The 18,005-nt window shown below is 56.4% G+C and carries 13 protein-coding genes and 1 tRNA gene; 8 read left to right on the plus strand and 6 right to left on the minus strand.

Going from position 1 to position 18,005, the window contains the following annotated elements; translation table 11 throughout:
* The first annotated feature begins 607 nt into the window (after positions 1-607).
* Together ACFWXH_RS02880 and ACFWXH_RS02885 are read left to right on the plus strand one after the other, a co-directional pair.
* Positions 608-1,417, plus strand: a complete 810-nt coding sequence (locus ACFWXH_RS02880) for a glycosyltransferase family 2 protein (RefSeq protein WP_379117351.1) — start codon at positions 608-610, stop codon at positions 1,415-1,417.
* Positions 1,418-2,578: 1,161 nt separating this feature from the next.
* Positions 2,579-2,959, plus strand: coding sequence for a tail fiber domain-containing protein (locus ACFWXH_RS02885; protein ID WP_379117353.1), 381 nt, complete (start codon positions 2,579-2,581; stop codon positions 2,957-2,959).
* On the opposite strand, the gene ACFWXH_RS02890 is transcribed toward ACFWXH_RS02885, so the two are convergent.
* Both ACFWXH_RS02890 and ACFWXH_RS02895 read right to left on the minus strand, forming a co-directional pair.
* Positions 2,956-4,095, minus strand: coding sequence for an SGNH/GDSL hydrolase family protein (locus ACFWXH_RS02890; RefSeq protein WP_379117355.1), 1,140 nt, complete (start codon positions 4,093-4,095; stop codon positions 2,956-2,958). The genes ACFWXH_RS02885 and ACFWXH_RS02890 overlap by 4 nt on opposite strands.
* Positions 4,055-5,224: an acyltransferase family protein gene (locus ACFWXH_RS02895; protein ID WP_379117357.1), complete on the minus strand. Its 1,170-nt coding sequence runs from the start codon at positions 5,222-5,224 to the stop codon at positions 4,055-4,057. The genes ACFWXH_RS02890 and ACFWXH_RS02895 overlap by 41 nt, the downstream gene beginning before the upstream one ends.
* 291 nt (positions 5,225-5,515) lie before the next feature.
* Here ACFWXH_RS02895 and ACFWXH_RS02900 point away from each other — a divergent pair, with 291 nt between their 5' ends.
* Positions 5,516-6,709 (plus strand): acyltransferase family protein, encoded by a 1,194-nt coding sequence (locus tag ACFWXH_RS02900; protein ID WP_379117359.1) that lies wholly within the window; start codon positions 5,516-5,518, stop codon positions 6,707-6,709.
* Between the two features lie 1,310 nt (positions 6,710-8,019).
* Positions 8,020-8,370, plus strand: a complete 351-nt coding sequence (locus ACFWXH_RS02905) for a hypothetical protein (protein ID WP_379117361.1) — start codon at positions 8,020-8,022, stop codon at positions 8,368-8,370.
* A gap of 269 nt (positions 8,371-8,639) precedes the next feature.
* Here the strand turns inward: ACFWXH_RS02905 and ACFWXH_RS02910 are convergent, their stop codons facing one another.
* Entirely contained in the window at positions 8,640-9,020 is a 381-nt protein-coding gene (locus ACFWXH_RS02910; protein ID WP_379117363.1) for a hypothetical protein, read from the minus strand.
* A gap of 24 nt (positions 9,021-9,044) precedes the next feature.
* Positions 9,045-9,980 carry a glycosyltransferase family 2 protein gene (locus ACFWXH_RS02915; protein WP_379117365.1) on the minus strand — a complete coding sequence of 312 codons (936 nt, stop codon included), beginning with the start codon at positions 9,978-9,980 and terminating at the stop codon, positions 9,045-9,047.
* A 173-nt stretch (positions 9,981-10,153) separates the two neighbouring features.
* Between ACFWXH_RS02915 and ACFWXH_RS02920 the strand changes: the two genes are divergently transcribed.
* Both ACFWXH_RS02920 and ACFWXH_RS02925 read left to right on the plus strand, forming a co-directional pair.
* On the plus strand, positions 10,154-11,560 hold the full coding sequence (locus ACFWXH_RS02920; RefSeq protein WP_379117367.1) for a hypothetical protein: 1,407 nt from the start codon (positions 10,154-10,156) through the stop codon (positions 11,558-11,560).
* Positions 11,561-12,055: 495 nt separating this feature from the next.
* The gene (locus ACFWXH_RS02925; RefSeq protein ID WP_379117369.1) at positions 12,056-12,370 is read left to right on the plus strand and encodes a hypothetical protein; all 315 of its coding nucleotides are present in this window, start codon (positions 12,056-12,058) and stop codon (positions 12,368-12,370) included.
* Positions 12,371-12,437: 67 nt separating this feature from the next.
* Here the strand turns inward: ACFWXH_RS02925 and ACFWXH_RS02930 are convergent.
* Positions 12,438-12,514 (minus strand) — tRNA-Pro (locus ACFWXH_RS02930).
* A gap of 210 nt (positions 12,515-12,724) precedes the next feature.
* On the opposite strand from ACFWXH_RS02930, the gene ACFWXH_RS02935 reads away from it, so the two are divergent.
* On the plus strand, positions 12,725-14,245 hold the full coding sequence (locus tag ACFWXH_RS02935) for a phosphomannomutase/phosphoglucomutase (protein WP_379117372.1): 1,521 nt from the start codon (positions 12,725-12,727) through the stop codon (positions 14,243-14,245).
* Positions 14,246-14,264: 19 nt separating this feature from the next.
* Complete coding sequence (locus ACFWXH_RS02940; RefSeq protein ID WP_379117374.1) at positions 14,265-16,517, plus strand: mannose-1-phosphate guanylyltransferase/mannose-6-phosphate isomerase; 2,253 nt, start codon at positions 14,265-14,267, stop codon at positions 16,515-16,517.
* On the opposite strand, the gene betB is transcribed toward ACFWXH_RS02940, so the two are convergent.
* Positions 16,514-17,977, minus strand: a complete 1,464-nt coding sequence (gene betB, locus ACFWXH_RS02945; protein ID WP_379117376.1) for a betaine-aldehyde dehydrogenase — start codon at positions 17,975-17,977, stop codon at positions 16,514-16,516. The two genes, ACFWXH_RS02940 and betB, sit on opposite strands and share 4 nt — an antisense overlap.
* Positions 17,978-18,005: the final 28 nt, after the last annotated feature.

The following is an 18,005-nucleotide window of genomic DNA, read 5'->3' on the forward strand; positions in this document are numbered from 1 at the left end:
ACAATCTCTTTGGTGAGATCAAACAAGTCGTCGCCTCATCAGGTAGTGGTATCACCACTGCCGAGATGCACAGCACACGGCTGAGTGGTTCCCTTGCCGACGTGGCCGGCTTTTACGGACAGCTTGACGGCGCGAGGGCCTTTGCCCCGTCTGTGACGAGTGGTTCAAATCTCGGCGGCTCATCCATTCGGCTGTGGCATCCAGCGCACAGACTTTCGCCTTGGACGCACGGCCACTGTGGCTCTATCCAAACGTCTTACGGCTGTGGAGACGAAGCAGTCGGAAGCGCCCACCTCGAACGAGAAGTTCCCAACAGCGACACTGAGCCGATTGGACCCGCATGTCGAATTCGCTTGTAGGGTTGAGTAACGCTGTGGCGGCGCTTACGGCGAGTGTTCAACCGGTGGTCGACGAGAGGAGCGCAACCGATCCCCGCCGACGCAATGATCTATTACCTCCATTGTCGACTAATAGCACCCGCTGGCTCTGGCCTATGGGCTTTTTACGTTTGTAGGTCGTCGAAGCGTCTGTCATATCAATTTACAGGTTTGATGATAGGTGTGGTCGGGTATGTCGTTGGCGCTCCGACCAATTACGCATTTTCCTCATGTCTCAAGTCAAAGCGCCGATTTCGGTTCTGATCATCTGCAAGAACGAAGTCGACATGATTGCCGACTGCCTGCGGAGCGTCGACTTCTGCGCCGAGATCGTGGTGGTGGATTCTGGTTCGACCGACGGCACGCTGGAATGCATCGCGGACTACGTCGCGAAAGGCTATCCGATCCGCCTGTTCCATAACGACTGGCCGGGCTTCGCCAGACAGCGGCTTTTTGCGCTACAACAGGCCACGCAGCCTTGGTGCCTGTGCATCGAGGCCGATGAGCGCGCCGACGCTGAGCTGAGGCAATCCATCATCGAAATTACAGGTTCGGGCAGAAACGATATCGATGGTTGGTTCGTCCGCCGTCGCGACTACCTGAAAGGTTACGGCTACGCCCACCGCTGGGTGGCACACAATCGCATCTTCCGCTTCTTTCGCCGCGACAAGGCGACAATGGACATTGCTCAACGCGTCCACGAGTCCTTCAGAGTGCCTGGCCGCACCACTCTGATCGAAAAGGGGATGCTGCTGCACCGACGCGCGACCTCGCTGACCGAGGACCTGAAGCGCACGAACTCCTATTCGTCACTCAAGGTCGAAGCTCAGGTCGAGCAGGGCGACAAGCCCAGCATGTCGCGGCTGGTCTTCTCGCCCTGGATCAATTTCCTGAAATTCTATGTCGGCAAGCGCTACTTCCTGTGCGGCCGCTACGGTTATGTCCATTCGGCGATGGTTTTTCTCTATTCCTACGTCACCGAAGCGAAGCTGTTCGAGGCGCGGATGGTGGACGATCCGAATAGTGTCATACCGGATTGAAGGGAAAACGGCCGGTGCGCAGAAGGAGCGTTAACTGCGCGTTGGCTTATGCGCTGCCAGTAATTTCAGCGCCATGCACAGGCTACGTCGCCCAGGAACATCAAGCATCACCCATTTAGGGGAAAGCGGTCGGCTGGGTGTATTACTTCACCCAGGAGAGGAAACCAGCCGACCGCCGCGCGCCAGCGCACTGCTACAATAGTACTCAGAAAGACGGTTGGCGAGTCGGCCAAGTCCGCATAGACCGCTAGCATGGAAGCATCAGTCGATACCGAAGCCCGAACTTCACCCTCTCAGGCGGTGGCTGGATCGGCACCTATCCGATCTCAGATTACGAAAAGTAGGTGAGGTTCGACCGGGGAACAGCAGGAACGCTATTCGGCGCATGCGAAGTCATATCACCTACGGTGGATGTTCTGGCTGGGATCGCTGCCCAGATAAAGGCGATCACCCAAAATGCATAGTATCGTACGTCTTCGCTGCTGCTTTTACTGGTCTTTCAGATCATCGCGGGAACTAGCCAGCGAAGCGCTGCTGTCAAAGCGAACCCTGCAACCCCCACAGTGAGTGCGCATTTATAGAATGCTGACTTTGATTGTTGCCGATCGTCAAATCGTGACGACTGGTAATCGCGTTCTTCAATAATCATCAGCGGCACTCCCCAATGCCACCCGCATTCGAATGCTAACACCACATCTGAGATTCCTCAAGCGCATGCGCCCGCATGATAGCATTCTCCCGCAGGCCGAGGTCGGCGCCGAAGGTCACTAGCAGATGTCGCGGCGCATCATGCGCATCACGTTTCAGATGGGATATCCTGGGCAGCCAAAAGCTAACCCTTTGATTTTTCTGGTCGGAGTGGCAGGATTCGAACCTGCGGTCCCATCGTCCCGAACGACGATGATTCGGAAAAATATTTATAAATCAATCAGTTATTGGAGATGTCTGGCAGCGAAAAACACGGTTTGTTCCGTTCATCCATTGCCAATCGTTGCCGTAAACAGAGGTCAATGTGAAGATCCACAACATTCGTCCGATGCTGAATTGCCGTTGTTGCCACAGAGTCCGTTAGTCACACTGGACTAGACATCCGGCAGCGGCATCACCACTGCAGTCTTGCACCAGGCTCGGCTGAATGGTGCGCTGACGGATGTGACCGCTGTGTATGGCAACTTGGACGGGGCCAGAGCAATTGGTCCGGCAGTAACGAGCGGGACCAATCTCGGTGACGCCTCCAAGCGTTTCTATCAGGCGTATTTCGCTGTCGCAGCCGATGTGTCGTCGGATGCCAAGCTGAAGCCTGACGCTCAAGATATTCCGGTGGAGTGGGTGCGGGCTGCGAGATCAGTAAAGCCGAAACGCTACCACCTCACGACGGATGGCCCGGATGCCAAGTGGCGTTTCGGTTACATCGCCCAAGACATCATTGCTGCCTTTGAAGCGGAAGGCTGCGATGTTTTCGAGACCAACATCATCAGTAACGGTGCCGATGGCATGTATGGCGTCAACTATACTGAGTTTGAGGCGCTGCGCGACGCTTAGAATTCGATGGGCTTGTATTCATCCCCCAAGATCGCGTTCAGCACCACATCTGCCTGAACGCGATGCCCGAAGTCATTCGGATGGTTTACGCCATTGCCAGTGAGGTCCAGGTAGGCCTTGCGTTCCATCATCCACTTCCAGGCATCGAACATATCGGCGCATGCAATCTTAGGGTCCGTACTGGCTATCGTTCTAACGACGTGAGAGAAGCCTTTGAACAGCGCGGCATCAACCTTATCCCATCGCGGGTTCGCGCTGAGACTGGATACCAAGAGTACATACGACGAGGGGTACTTGGCTGCTATCCGACCTACAATGTGCCGAAGGCGTTCTTCATATTCTTGAGGTGTCGCGGCCGCGTCGTTCATGCCAAAAGCAATGACGAACAGGTCGGCCTCGATGTCGAGGGCATGAGTGTCTAGAGCTGAAATTGCATTTAATGTGCTCCAACCTGCGACGGAAGTATTTCGAAATGCCCATTTGGATGGGAAGCGGGCTGAAAGATAGGCTTCGACAAGCCCAACATAACCGAGCTGATTTGGATAGACATATTGCGCCGATGCGTTTGCGCCATCGCTGATTGAATCCCCGAAGATCGTAACCCGCACCTTGGGTCGGCTCAGCAAATCTTTGAGCGGAAGGCCACCGCAAGTTGGGGCGTACTTGTAGCCGTTGTTTCCCAATATGCCAGCGAAAGCGGGGCGTTGGTAAGTCACCCAATACTGATATTCCTGATACTCGACGCCAATGTAGAGGTTGGAATTATCTGTCGCGGTAGCGTTCGCCAACTCGGCGGGCGCTTCCTTCGTCTCCAGGGACGGCAAGAAGCGAATACCTTTGCGGGTGGCAACGTAGTCTCGACCCTCGACCAATAGGTTTGGTGAGGTCGGTTTACGCACGGCAAGGATCTTGGCGGGTGGAAAGATTAATTCCCGATCGAGTGACTTCCCGAGGAAAACGGGCTCCTCATAGATGATGCTGCCGCCTAGCGTCGGCTTCCCAAGAGCGAAACGCCGCGCAAGGTCGATAGAGCACAGCATCGACAAACATTCGTGAAAAGCAGTTTCCGTAGCCGCCCCATCACGAGCGATTTCTTTAGCGTGCGCGGCTAGTACCGATACGGCCAAGGCCAGCATGCCACCCAGTATCGATCTTACGCTTAGTCTGCTCATGAATCGGGTGCTCAATGTATTTGTAAACCCACAGCGCCACAAACTGACTGATGGCAAGTGTGCCGAGTAGGTAGAGGAACCATGGAACATAGTTCTGGCCACCGATGCCATTCCAGGCGCCAGTAATGAACGGCGTTAGCAGGCCGTGGACCAAATAAAGGCTGTATGAAGAATCACCAAGTTCGCTGATGTGCCCTACAGAAACCTTTCCTTCCATTGAAAGTGCTGCCCAGACTAAAAGCATCGCCGCGATACCCCACGTCAGGGGGCGATAGAATGTCGACGGGACAAAAGAAATTACTGAGGTAAAGGCTGCGAGATAGAAAATACCAACGCCAATTAGGCCAAGGATGATTGAAAGATGGACGCTGGTGCGCAGGTTCCGCGAATAGGCTTCATAAAGAAGCATTCCGAAGAAAAACTCCAGCATCATGGGGCTGCCAACGACGGTGAAGATTTTGCCGACGAAACTCTCTGGTGATTGGAATAGGAAAGGGATCGCGCCGAGTATCCCGAAGACGACAAAATACAGGGCGGGATAGAGCGATGTGCGGGGCGGTTTAGCGATCAGCACGACCGCAAAGAATACATAGAAAATGAACTCGGCCTGCAAAGTCCAGCCCAACGGAATGATGGGGCCGCCTGTCAGATGCGTAAATGTAAGACTCTGAAGTATCCAGCCCAGATCGATTTTGTGGGCGCCAAAGTGGTAAGCCACATATTGATCCATCGGAAACAGACCAGTCGTCAGCAGCGCCGCTAGCGCCACCATGGTCAGAGTTGCAATGGCATATAATGGCCAGATCCGCGTCAAGCGCTTTAGCAGGAACTGGATGCCATCGAATTTCGGAACAGCCGGTATCCCCGGAGAGCCGCCGTAGGTCATGTACGGCATGATGAAGCCGCTGATCACAAAGAATATGTCAACGCCGACGCCGCCAAGGTTCGTGGTTGCTGGGGCGATGCCATAGATCGCAAGGCCCGCGTGAGACATCACAACAAGCGCTGCGGCTACGAAGCGTAGGAATTGTATATTTCTAAGGTTACCACCTCGCTCGCTGCGAGATGGCGCCTGCCCAATTTGCGTTGACATCGCTTAGCCCCTAGTCCCCGGCGATGATCCATTAGCGACACAAGATGTGCTTCGCAAGCGTGATCGCGAGTCTTCTGAATATTTGAAAGGGAAACAATCCATGACGAACGCACCTGCGGGGGGCGAGCGACCGTTATTGCGTATGATCTCTGAGTGACCGAGCGGCGTTGTGATCAGTCAATATACCCAAAGTAACACCAACTTCGATACACATTCGAATTACTTCTAGACAAGGTGAAGTTTTTTGAGGCATACCTAAATTACGATAGGGGTATCGGGAGGGGTTTCTTCGTGCATACGACAATAAGTCGGCCGGCAGCGCTGACGCATAGGCGAGAATTGGATGGACTTCGGTTTTTCGCTTTCCTTCTTGTGTTCGTTCATCATTTTCCGGCAGCTGTTTGGTCTGAAACTCTGATCATTCTTAAAGGTCGCGGATGGGTGGGCGTCGAACTTTTCTTTGCCATCTCGGCTTACTTGTTTTTCTATCTTCTTGGCGCCGAGCAAACGAAGATCGGCAGGATCGACATTCCCAAGTTCTTCATGCGGCGGTTTCTTCGCATTTATCCGCTCATGATCGTCTACGCCACAGCGATGGTTCTTATCTATTCAATTGGAGATGACCCAAGAACGTGGCCGCGCTTGCTTGGTATCGCGCTGAGCTTGGACAATCTTGTCACGTGGGTTCTGAGCTACAACGTATCAGTTCCCTTCGCGACGCACCTCTGGACGCTGTCCTCTGAGTTTCAGATTTATCTGGTGATCCCCGTTGCGTTCCTGGTTTACATGGCAATGGGGCGGACTGCATTCTTGTGGCTGTTGGTTGGGATTGTCGTTTTCTCGACCCTCGCCAGAGCGATGTTCGTGTTGATCAACACGCCATATGTCAACGTCTGGGTTACGCCGTTCCTTCGGCCCGAATCCGTGATCGGCGGGATTGCATTGTCGATCATCGATAGACGCTGGAATCCTTTGTGGTCGCTACTCGCGTTTGTTGTAGCCGCGTTCCTGTTCTTCTACGCACCCTCGGCTGAAGTGCTGCCATGGGGGACAATGCTGGGCTATCCGATTTCGGCGCTGATGTGGGTATCATTGCTGGACTTCGCTTTGCGTAACCGCGCTGCAAGGTCGGTGCTTTCGTATGGACCGCTTCCGTTTCTCGGAACCATCTCGTTCGGCCTGTATGTGTTTCATTGGTGGGCGATGAACCAAGCCTTCGCCGTCGTGGGATACAGCACGACAGAGACGCCGATAGAATATCTGGCCCTGGGGATCGTTGCGCTTGGCATTACAGTCCTGGCCGCTTTGGCTAGCTACTTTGGGCTTGAGCGCTTCTTCCTGAAGCTCAAGGCCAAGGTAACTATTGTGGGACCAAAATCGGAGGTCATTGCGATCCTGGGCCTGTCGGAAATTCCTATGACCCCATTGGCGGCGCCTCAAAGCGTTAATGAGCCAATCTCGTCTAACGACACGGATACAAGATAGACCAACGCGCATAGTCGAATCTAGGAGCTCGCTCCGGCGAGCTTTTTGCATTTCCCCCATGCCCACCGGCGCTGCGGCCGTTGTTGATCACGATGTCGCGATGGAGGTCGCCGGCCATGAAGCGATTGTGCGCTAGGCCTACCGCAATCCCGGTGATGTATGGACCTGGAGCGTTGGGCTGGTGGCTGCAAGTTTGTCGATTGCTAAGGCTCTGCGAGCGCTGTCCGGCTAGCCATGTCCTCCCATCGCGGGCGTGGAACTCCCGCTCCGGATCGCCGCCCCCGCGCGCTATCCGATAGAGCTGCGGCGGGGTTGTTAATGCGCCGAGAAGGAAGTCGGTCAGTCCGGAAGAACTGGCTTTTTGAACGATCTGCAGCAGATCGGCCACTTTGGCTTCGCCGGTTTCGGCAAGAGCTAAAAGCGGGTCGATAGCTGCGTCAGCAGGTCAAGTATCGGCCGACCAGCACAATTTTCAAGGCATCCGACCTCCGACCTTTCACCAGTGAAGTATCCATCAACCTTCCCACATCTAGGATCTTGGGTCAGTTTCGTGTCGGCGATCATGCAAGGCTATCTTCCTCCCAGACCGCTGCAACGATAGACATTCCATCCCCTCGGCAATGTGTGAATTAAGGCCCCAAGATCGCCAATACCACCAGCGTCATTGTAGCGCTTCAGAAGTGGCTTCGGTGCGTCTCTAACTGCCGAGGTGAAGAAGCTTCGCGGCTTCGATCGCTGCGTAGTAGCAGACGATCCCCCAAACGATGAAGAAAGCGCCGTCGCCAATGATCCGCTTGGCCCATTCCACCTTGCTCAAAATCTGATCCCCGGAGTTGCGCACGCAGGCGCGATCACCCTTTGCGCCAACTAAGTGAGCGTTTTATGTCAGCGGGCGTCCGCTACCGTTTGAGCCGTCTGAAACGCATCGCGCGTGCATAAGCCCGCAGAAGAGCAAATGCCGTCGGCGATGTTTTGACGGGCGTTATCGACAATGGGTCCGACGTAAGCCTCGAAATGGCCGTTCGAATGTCGCGCTAAAGCCGCCACGTACCCGAGTAAAATCCAAACGTGACAAGCCCGGAAACCATATCGCCGGCAGAAATAGGCTTGCTTCGTGTTTCGTTCATTGGTGTTCCGCCCTCGGCGTACCCGACGTGCGGCTTGTGATCGAGTTAGGAGTGATCCGTCGCACGCTAACGCGTCAGGCCCATAACACTGCCCCCGAACGGGGACAAGACAACTAGTATACATGAAAGGAGAATCCATGGCTGATCGCTGCCATCCTTCCCGCCGTCTGGTACGGGTGGGGAATGGCAGACAGCCTTTCAAATGGCGCATTGCCGGATGTTGCCGCACTGCCGCCCCAACTCAAAGAATACGCAGATATCGTGTTTCAGAATATTTTTTTATGTTGGCGGCGTCGCCGGACTTCAGCTAGTCGCGTCCGCCATGCGAGGCCGCAAATGACGGCGGCCGAAAACGAGCGCCTGGCGCGCCTTGAAACGCAGATGGGGGACATGAAGGCCAAGGTTGATGAAATGCACGCCTCATTCTTGGCGGCGCGGTGCAAGTGGGTCATCATCATACTTTGGATTGGCCTCGGCGCGATGGTCGCCAACGTCAAGTGGATTCTTGCCGCGCTCGGCGTGAAGTTTAACTAGCGTCTATTGCCTACCATTTCAGCACCTAGTTATTCCATAACCTACCTTCCAGCCCCGTTGCCCTCACCGGCAGCTGGCCTTATTCGTTGAGCCTTTTTTCCCGCCAAATAGTGCCGTTACGCGCACGCCGCGCCTGTCCGTTGGCTGGCGCATCTCAGGTAACGCCCGCTCTGGTTCGCCGGGGCGGACTTTTTGCGTTCTAGGCTCGTCGCGCGGCCAGACCGGCGCTATGTTCTTCTTGTGTTGACCGGACGCCGAGCCTGCTCATTTCAGGGTCGCCGATATCGGGACAGGGCGAACCGCATTGCCAAATAGGTGAATGCGCTCGTTATTGGGATAACGCCGAAGATAGCAAGCCGTGGATACGCCGACAGCATATGAGTGAGTGTGACGCCCAGGCCGAACGCGATTACATAGATTAACGCGACTGTTGCGTAACCTGTTGCATTGACCTCAGTCGCCCGAAAAATAGCCGTTGGGTAGAGAGTAACGACCAGAAGAAAACCAGTGATCCAAGCGATCGCGTATCCGAGTTCCGGGGTGATAGCGAGGACAAGAAGCTGATACAAGATGAGAGTGAAGGCGGTGTTGAACAGGCCTGCGATGGCAAAGCGACTTGCCTCACCAGCCCACTTATCAAGCGAAAGCATAGTCTCAACCTCGAGCGGCGCGGGCTAATTTGCATAAATTCGGCTTACGATACCCAGAGGCCGCTGTTTCGTGTTTTCAAAAGTACGCCAGATATAACACCCGAGAATACCGTTCACGACTAGGGTCATTGATCCGAAGAAGCAGATCAGAAGGACGATGGTCGCATAACCTTCGACCTCTATTGCTCCTAACAATCGGCCGAGTGCTACAATCGTACCCAAAATGGTGCTGATTAGCGTTCCAATCAAACCAAGCCACAATACGAGCAGAATCGGCAGATCGGAGAACGACAAAATCGAATCCATCATGTAGCGGAATCGAGCTTGGGCGCTCCATTTGCTGGTCCCGGATTCACGCGGCATACGAGAATAGGGTACAAAGCGGCGGCGAAATCCAATCCAAAAAAGCTGTGCTACTAAACTGCTGTTTGGTTCGGTTATCCTTAGCAGTGCGGTGCGGGCATCTTCGTTGCAGCCGAATACATCGACACCTCCGCGCGGGAAGTCTCGCATGACTAGGCGACGGAAAACTCCCCAGAAGATGCGCGAACAGGCGTCCCTGATCGGAGCATCATTGCGCTCCTTACGCTGTCCTACGACGATGTCGACTTCTCCAGATTTCAATATTTGGAAGAACGTCAACATCAATTCGGGTGGCTCCTGGAGATCAGCAGCCATGACAGCAAAGAAACGCCCGCGGGCATGCTGAAGCCCGGTGCGAATTGCCACGAATGAGCCAAAATTTCGGGAGTGGAAAATGACCTGTGTCTGTAGCGTCAAGCTTGACCGAGCTTGAAGAAGCAATTCGCCCGACGCGTCTGGAGATCCGTCGACTACAAATATGACCTCCCAAGGTTCATCAATATTTTTCGAAATATTCTCTAAGGCTGTGAGCAGCGAGGAAATGTTTTCTTCGTTCCCGTAAACGGGGATGATCAGTGAATAGGTCGGCTGGGCCATTTTCATTCTTCTAGATTTGAGGTCGTCGGCAGATACTGCACTCTGTCCGTCACCATGTCGCAGAACTTGATCGCAATTGAATCGCATTGTACAGCCAGCGAGGCTGGTTTGTCCGAAATGATTGCTCGCAGACTGGTAAATCGCTAGAAGCTAGCCAACTGCTAAATCAAGAAATGTCTTACGTCTCCTATTCACTAGAGCGCCACCAAAAAAGTGCGGCCTTTCTTGTTACCGCAACGCTTTTCTTTTGTGTCCACCAAGCCTTCGATATAAGCATATTTTATTATGATTCCGATCAGTATTGGCTTCTCGCTGGCCAATTGCTCGATTTTCCAGCGACGTACCGCGGTTACTTCTCCGCGTTCCTTTTTTTTCCGACTAAGATTATTTGCGACACATTTCCGATCTTGGGCTTGCTCCCATTCCGTTTGGGGTCATCCATAGCCTATGCACTTTTCTTCGCTGTGCTTCTCCCCGATGTTTTTGTTACGCTTTTTGGTGGATGCGTCAGTTTCTCGCGAAGACTTCTCGCGCCGGTACTTTTCTGCTGCCTTTTCCCGGGGTTGCTGCTCTACCCACTGACAGACCTGCCGGCCGTTGCTCTTTTGGTTAGCGCTGCTTGGTGTTTGTTGCGCTCGATCGGTGCCTCTCGCGCACGACAGATATTTCTGGTATTGTTGTCAGGCTTTCTTGCCTATGGCGCATATAATACCCGAACGATCTACGCTTTTTCGTTTGCGTTTCTTATCGGCATACTTTTTGTGGCTGGACGCCGGAAGAAGACAATCTTTGGCAATTGGCTTGCTCTGACTACTGTTTTCTTGATGGGCGCAGCAATCGCTGCTGTGCCGCAGATCATCATCAACAAGAAGCGAACGGACACGCTCAGTCCATTCGTAGGCACTGATATTGGTGGCGGTTCATCGCTCTTTGCCAAGCAACTAGTCTGGGGCATCACCCTTCAACGATATGAGACTTCAGTTGACGAAGGTCTTCCTGGGGCCTCATTGTATTATCTGGATCCGGCCGGTGAAAAGTTCTTTCAAGAACAAAGCATCAATGCTTCATCATTTAAGGTGTCTGAATATATCATACTGGCGCTGAATAATCCTATCGATATTATTGGCATAGTTGGAAGACACCTAATCAATGGTCTCGATGTGAGAGACGGCATGGTGTACACACGCACCCTTTCATCAAAAAAAGGCGCATTGTCTGTTTTGAATTTTCTCGTTTTGTTTGGAGCGGTGCTGGTATTGTTAGCTCCCACAGCAAAGATGAATTCTGATCGTCACGCAGGCAAAACAAAGCTATTTTTTTGGATAGCGTATTTTCTTTTGCCCGTGGCGGCCATTTTGCCCGGCGCAGTCGAAACGAGATTTTTCTTGCCGCTGCATCTTTTGATTTACAGTGTGCTCGCGTTTCGCTTCGATTATCGCATGCAGATGGAAACACTGCGCCGACATTGGTTTGCGATTGCTCTCGCTCTTGTGGCATCTGCGAGCATTTACTTCGCCGTGACGCAGTCGACGATGGCGTCTTTGAAATTCACGTACCCAACTCAGTATCGAGGAATGTAAACTCGTCGCCCTAATCAACGCCACGATAGCAGGTTGGGGAAGGACGGAAAGGGGCTTTGGGCGACCTGTCCACGGCAGTCTACACTGCCCGCATGAAAGCGACAGTTGATTCCGAAGCCCCACTTCACCCTTCCAAAGGGAGCTGGATCGGCACCTACCCGATCTCCGATTATGAAAAATGGTGAGCTTTTACCGGGGCCAGCAAGAACCAATCACCTCGATCGCGATTTGATGGCCAAGTTAATTTGGGCGGCTTATCGCAAGGGTTAGGTGCAGCGCGGCGTACCGACCAAGAAGAACGTTGCACGTAGTGCGCTTCCTGATAACGGCACTGTACACCGGCAGTCGATCTGCTCGCGTCTGGCAGGCTTGCTTTTAACGAAAGAAGGGCAGGCCCTTTATTGATCTGGATGCCGGTGTTTACTGCCGAGGACGAGCAAGTTGCCGCCAACAAGCAGGCACGCCGCTCGGCTTCCGCCTCGGCTGCTTGCTCACATGCGCCGCTGGCATCGCCTGGGCGCCAAATGCGTTGTCGAATATCAGGGTGGGCCGGCCGATCCTAAGCGGGCCTTCCGCAATCTGGTGAACGACACATTAGGAGACAATGCCAAGGGCGTTGTGCGTCACACAATGCGCCATACCGCAGCAACGTGGTTCATGCAGGGCGGCGTCGATATGTGGCAGGCTGCAGGCTACCGCGGCATGACAAAAGAGACCTTGGAAAAGACCTACGGCCACCATCACCCCGATCATCAGGGCGACGTGGGTGACGCGTTCACAACGGGTAGGGCAGAGAGGATTCGTCTATGAAAAGGGCCAATCGTTGCCGTATTCATTGCCGTGAAACCGGGAGGTGCTGTTAAGTATTTGATTTTTCTGGTCGGAGTGGCAGGATTCGAACCTGCGACCCCATCGTCCCGAACGATGTGCGCTACCAGGCTGCGCTACACTCCGTGACCAGACGGCGGGCTTATAGCTGCCGCGTCCCGTTCCTGCAAGCGGGTATGGCGCTGTTCCGGTCGCATTTCGTTAGCTTTGTCGGCGCATGGCTCGCTTGGATAGGTTCCTGTTAGGCAGATGTGCTAAAACCGCTGCGCGTAACGGCGATCCGGAACGTTTATTGTCGCTGCAAACAGGCCTCGGCCTTATAGGAGTTCCGTTGTCTTGACCTTCAAGATCGTCGCCGAAGCCAAGCCCAATACTTTCGCTTTCGAGACCGCGGCGCTCGTCAAGCCGTCCGGTTTCCGCGAATATGATGCGCGCTGGTGGTTTGGTCATCCGGCTTCTGCACAGCCGCCCGAACTGAACCTCGTCGGTGTTCAGGCGCTGGGAATGGGGCTGGGGACGCTGATTCGTCGTCTGGGCGTTGGTCCCGGTATCGTCACCGGCCATGATTTCCGATCCTATTCGCTCTCGATCAAGCTGGCGCTGGTTTCCGGGTTGATGGCCACCGGCGCCAAGGTCAAGGATATCGGCCTGGCGCTGTCGCCGATGGCTTATTTCGCCCAGTTCGCGCTCGACGTTCCGTCCGTCGCCATGGTCACCGCTTCACACAACGAGAACGGCTGGACGGGCGTGAAAATGGGCGCGCAGCGGCCGCTGACCTTTGGTCCTGAAGAGATGGCGTCGCTGAGAGACATCGTGCTCGGTGGGGATTTCGATCTCACCGGTGGTGGCAGCTATGAGTTCGTTCCGGACTTTCGGCAAACTTATGTCGACGACCTAGTCGCCAGCGGGACCATTTCCCGAAAATTGAAGGTGGTGGCTGCCTGCGGCAACGGCACCGCAGGCGCCTTCGCGCCTGAAGTGCTGGAGCGCATCGGCTGCGAAGTGATCCCGCTCGACGTGGAACTCGACCATACCTTCCCGCGCTACAATCCCAACCCCGAAGACATGAAGATGCTGCACGCCATCCGCGACAAGGTGCTGGAGACCGGCGCCGATGTCGGCCTGGGGTTTGATGGCGACGGCGACCGCTGCGGCGTGGTCGACAATGAGGGCAACGAAATCTTCGCCGACAAGGTTGGCGTGATGCTCGCTCGCGACATTTCCAGCCAGCATTCCGGGTCGACTTTTGTTGTCGACGTGAAATCAACCGGTCTGTTCAACACCGATGACGTGCTGCGTGCCAACGATGCAAAGACAGACTATTGGAAGACCGGCCATTCCTACATCAAGCGCCGGGTTGCCGAGCTAGGTGCTATCGCCGGCTTCGAGAAGTCGGGGCATTTCTTTTTCAACCCGCCTATCGGGCGCGGCTACGACGATGGGCTTGTCACGGCGATCGCCGTCTGCCGCATGCTCGACCGCAATCCCGAAACGTCGATGGCCGATCTCTATCGCGACCTGCCGCTGACCTTTGGCACGCCGACCATGTCGCCGCATTGCGACGACGACAAGAAATATGGCGTCGTCGAGCGCGTCGTTGCCGATTTCCAGGTGCTGAAGCAGCGCGGCGAGGTCTTTGCCGGTCAGAAGATTGTTGACCTCGTGACCGTCAACGGTGTGCGTGTGGTGGCCGAGGATGGCACCTGGGGGCTGGTAAGAGCCTCGTCGAACAAGCCGGAGCTGGTCGTGGTGGTGGAAAGCCCGGTTTCCGCCGAGCGGCGGCGGCAGATGTTCGAAGGTGTCGATGCCGTGCTGCGGCGCAGCCCGGATGTCGGGCCTTATAATCAGACGTTTTGAATACAGTGCGTGGGGCGGTATGAACGAGCGCATCGTCGGTTTTGTGATGAGCGGCGGCGTTGGTTCGCGGCTGTGGCCGCTATCGCGCGAGGACAATCCCAAGCAGTTCCATGACCTGTCGGGTGACGGCTCGATGCTGGTCAAGACGCTGCAGCGGCTGACCGCGCGCGTTGGAGGGGAGACGCCGGTCTTCCTGATCGCCTCAGAGCGTCATGCCGAGCGAGTCAGCGCCGACCTGGCCGGCATCGATCTTCGTGGTGGTGGCGCATTGTTCGAGCCTGTTGGCCGCAACACAGCCGCCGCCGTGGCATTGGCAACGTTGCGTACGCTTGCCGAATTCGACGATGCGCTGATGCTGGTGGTGCCGTCCGATCACGAGATTTCGACCACGGAGCAGTTCTGGCAGACCGTGGAAGCCGGTGTTCCGGCTGCCCGAGCCGGCAGGCTGGTCGTATTCGGCGTAAAACCGACCCAGCCCGAAACAGGCTATGGCTATATCGAAGTCGGAACGGAGCAGGGTGGCGTGTTCGACGTCTCGCGTTTCGTTGAAAAACCAGATCTTGCCACGGCCGAAACCTATCTCGCGGCAGGCAATTTCTACTGGAATGCCGGCATCTTCCTGTTTCGTGCCAGCGCCATGCGGGATGCCTTCCTGTCGTTTCGACCGGAGATCTGGCAGGCCACTGAGACTGCCTTCAAGGCAGCGACCAGCGACGTGTCCGGCCTCTACATGGCGCAGGATCTCTACGAAGCCATTCCTTCGATTTCGATCGACTATGCCATCATGGAGCGGGCGAGCGACATCGCCATGGTTCCGGCCGGCTTCCGCTGGAACGATCTCGGTTCGTGGCAGTCGTTGCTCGACGTCGGCCCCGCCGACAAGGATGGCAATGTCGTCATTGGCGACGTCGTCGCCATCGACTGCCAGAATTCCTACATCCGCAGCCAGGGTCGCTTGCTCTCGGCAGTAGGCCTGAAGGACATCGCCATCGTCTCGACCGTCGACGCCACCTTTGTCGCGCCCGTGAGCCACAGCCAGAATGTGCGCAAGGTGGTCGAGCAGTTGGAGAAAAGCGGGCGCCTGGAAACCAAGTTCACGCCGGCGCATGATCGCGTCATCGAGAATGGCTCCTGGCGCAAGCGTGTGCGCCATTGGCTGTTCGAGGAAACCATGCCGTTGTGGTCGACCGTCGGCGTGGATGATCGCCATGGCGGTTTTCACGAAGCATTGGGTTTCGACGCGTCTCCGCTGATGAAGCCGAAGCGCATGCGCACAATGGCTCGCCAGGTCTATGCCTTCGCGGTGGCCAAGGTGCGTGGCTGGGATGGGCCGGCCGATCGGTTGATCGCGCACGGCATCGATTTCATAGCGCGTCATGGCCGCACCGACAAAGGCGGCTGGGTGCGCACGATGAATGTCGACGGCACTGTCGCCGATCCGGCTGAGGATGCATATGATCATTCCTGCGTCCTGCTGGCGCTGGCGCATGCGCATATGTGCGGCAACCCGGACGCGTTGCGTTTGGGGCAGGAGACATTTTCTTTCCTCGATGCACACCTGGAAGACGAACGCCTGACCGGATTCCTGGAGATATCGGGCGGCAAGGGAGAGCGTCGTTCCAACCCGCATATGCATCTGCTGGAGGCGTTCCTGGCCTGGCATTTGGCCACCGGAGACCGCACCTATCTGCGCCGCTCTGCGAGGCTGGTAGACCTCTTCCGCAGCCATTTCTTCGACCGCGAAAGCTGGACGCTCGGCGAGTATTTCGATGACGAGTGGAAACCGGCGTTGGGTGAGCGCGGCGAATGGACCGAGCCCGGTCATCATTTCGAATGGGCTTCGCTGCTGGTCAATTTTGCCGAGCGCAGCGGCCAGGCCGATCTCGCCGGCTATGCGCGCAAGCTCTACGCCTCGGCCATCGCCAATGGTTTGAACCGTGCCACGGGGCTGGCTTACGGTGCCGTCTCGCGCGATGGCTTGCCGCTCGACGGCGTTTCTCGCAGCTGGCCGCAGACCGAGGCGATCAAGGCGGCGATCGCGTTGGACGGCACGGGGGGGCCGGATCTGAAACCGGAGATCGAAGCCCGTGTCGGGCGTCTGTTCCGCTGGCACATCGATCCGGCGCCGGTCGGCCTGTGGATTGACCGCATCGATGAACGTGGCCGCTCACAGGCCACGGAAGTGCCGGCAAGCATCTTCTATCATCTTGTCACTGCACTCACGCAATATCTCGACAAGACGGAAGAAACAGGGAAGGGGAGGCCGGCCTAGTACGGGCTCGCCACGTCACCTGTTTCCACATAGACCGACTTCTCCTGCGAGTAGAGCGCCAGTGCTGACAGCGAGTTCTCGCGGCCGATGCCCGACTGCTTGAAGCCGCCGAACGGCATCTCTACCGGCGACAGGTTATAGTTGTTGATCCAGCAGGTGCCTGCCTGCAATTCCGCGATCACGCGATGCGCGCGCGGCAGGTCGCGGGTGAAGATGCCGGCCGAGAGGCCGAATTCGGTATCGTTGGCGCGGTCGATCACTTCGTCTTCGTCGGTGAAGGACAGCACGCTCATCACGGGCCCGAAGATCTCCTCGCGCGCGATGCGCATCTGATCCGTGACATTGGTGAAGATGGTCGGTTCGATGAAGAAGCCGTTTTCGAAACCCTGCAGCTTCGGCTCGCCGCCGCCGTAATGGAGCGACGCGCCCTCGGCCTTGCCGACGCCGATATAGGACACCACCTTGTCGTGCTGTGTCTTGTTGATCAATGGGCCCATCTGCGTTTCGGGATCGAGCGGGTCGCCGATGCGGATTGCCTTGGTGCGCTCCGTCAGCCGTTCGACGAAACGGTCATGCAGACCTTTCTGCACGAACACGCGGGTGCCGTTGGAGCAGACCTGGCCTGTCGAATAGAAATTGCCGAGCATGGCGCCGCCGATGGCGTTCTCGAGATCAGCATCGTCGAAAACGATCAGCGGCGACTTGCCGCCGAGTTCCATCGTGGCGTGTTTCATCAGGGAACCGGTCAGTGCCAGCACCTTCTTGCCGGTCGGCACCGAGCCGGTCAGCGAGACCTTGGCGACCACCTCGTGCGAAGCCAGCGCGCCGCCGACATCGCCGTAACCTTGCACGACGTTGAACAATCCGTCCGGCAAGCCGGCTTCCGTGTAGATTTCGGCAAGTGCCAGGGCGGAGAGCGGCGTGTTCTCCGACGGCTTGAAGACCATGGCATTGCCCATGGCTAGCGCCGGGGCAGATTTCCAACCCGCACCCTGGATCGGATAGTTCCAGGCGCCGATGCCGACGCAGACGCCGAGCGCCTCGCGCCGCGTGTATGCGAAGGGACCGCCGAGATCGACATAGTCGCCGGTGTAGCTCGCTACCGCGCCGCCGAAATATTCCACCGCGTCCGCAGCAGACGCTGGATCGGCCACCAACGTCTCCTGGATTGCCTTGCCGGTATCCAGCGTTTCGATGCGGGCAAGCTCGGCGTTGCGGGCGCGCAGGATGTCGGCAGCACGGCGCAGGATGCGACCGCGCTCCACTGGCTTCAGTCTGGCCCAGGCCGGTTGCGCGGCGCGTGCTGCCTCGATGGCCAGTTCGACGATGTTGGGCGTTGCCGAATGCAGCGTGGCGATCGTTTCGCCGGTCGCCGGATAGATCACCGGCAGCGGCGCGCCCTGTTCGTCGTCGACGAAGCGGCCGTTGATGTAGTGCGATGCCTTGGGCTGCGCGCGCATGGGATGCTCCGAATTTTGTGGCCCGCCG

This window comes from Mesorhizobium sp. NPDC059054, assembly GCF_042739215.1.
Classification (GTDB): domain Bacteria; phylum Pseudomonadota; class Alphaproteobacteria; order Rhizobiales; family Rhizobiaceae; genus Mesorhizobium.

What these genes read in the sequence shown, in the direction of transcription:
- ACFWXH_RS02915 (WP_379117365.1), bottom strand. Translation starts at nt 9,980, where the DNA reads ATGGCCCAGCCGACCTATTCACTGATCATCCCCGTTTACGGGAACGAA.
- ACFWXH_RS02910 (WP_379117363.1), bottom strand. Translation starts at nt 9,020, where the DNA reads ATGCTTTCGCTTGATAAGTGGGCTGGTGAGGCAAGTCGCTTTGCCATC.
- ACFWXH_RS02925 (WP_379117369.1), top strand. Translation starts at nt 12,056, where the DNA reads ATGCGCCGCTGGCATCGCCTGGGCGCCAAATGCGTTGTCGAATATCAG.
- ACFWXH_RS02895 (WP_379117357.1), bottom strand. Translation starts at nt 5,224, where the DNA reads ATGTCAACGCAAATTGGGCAGGCGCCATCTCGCAGCGAGCGAGGTGGT.
- ACFWXH_RS02940 (WP_379117374.1), top strand. Translation starts at nt 14,265, where the DNA reads ATGAACGAGCGCATCGTCGGTTTTGTGATGAGCGGCGGCGTTGGTTCG.
- ACFWXH_RS02880 (WP_379117351.1), top strand. Translation starts at nt 608, where the DNA reads ATGTCTCAAGTCAAAGCGCCGATTTCGGTTCTGATCATCTGCAAGAAC.
- betB (WP_379117376.1), bottom strand. Translation starts at nt 17,977, where the DNA reads ATGCGCGCGCAGCCCAAGGCATCGCACTACATCAACGGCCGCTTCGTC.
- ACFWXH_RS02890 (WP_379117355.1), bottom strand. Translation starts at nt 4,095, where the DNA reads ATGCTGGCCTTGGCCGTATCGGTACTAGCCGCGCACGCTAAAGAAATC.
- ACFWXH_RS02905 (WP_379117361.1), top strand. Translation starts at nt 8,020, where the DNA reads ATGGCAGACAGCCTTTCAAATGGCGCATTGCCGGATGTTGCCGCACTG.
- ACFWXH_RS02920 (WP_379117367.1), top strand. Translation starts at nt 10,154, where the DNA reads ATGTCTTACGTCTCCTATTCACTAGAGCGCCACCAAAAAAGTGCGGCC.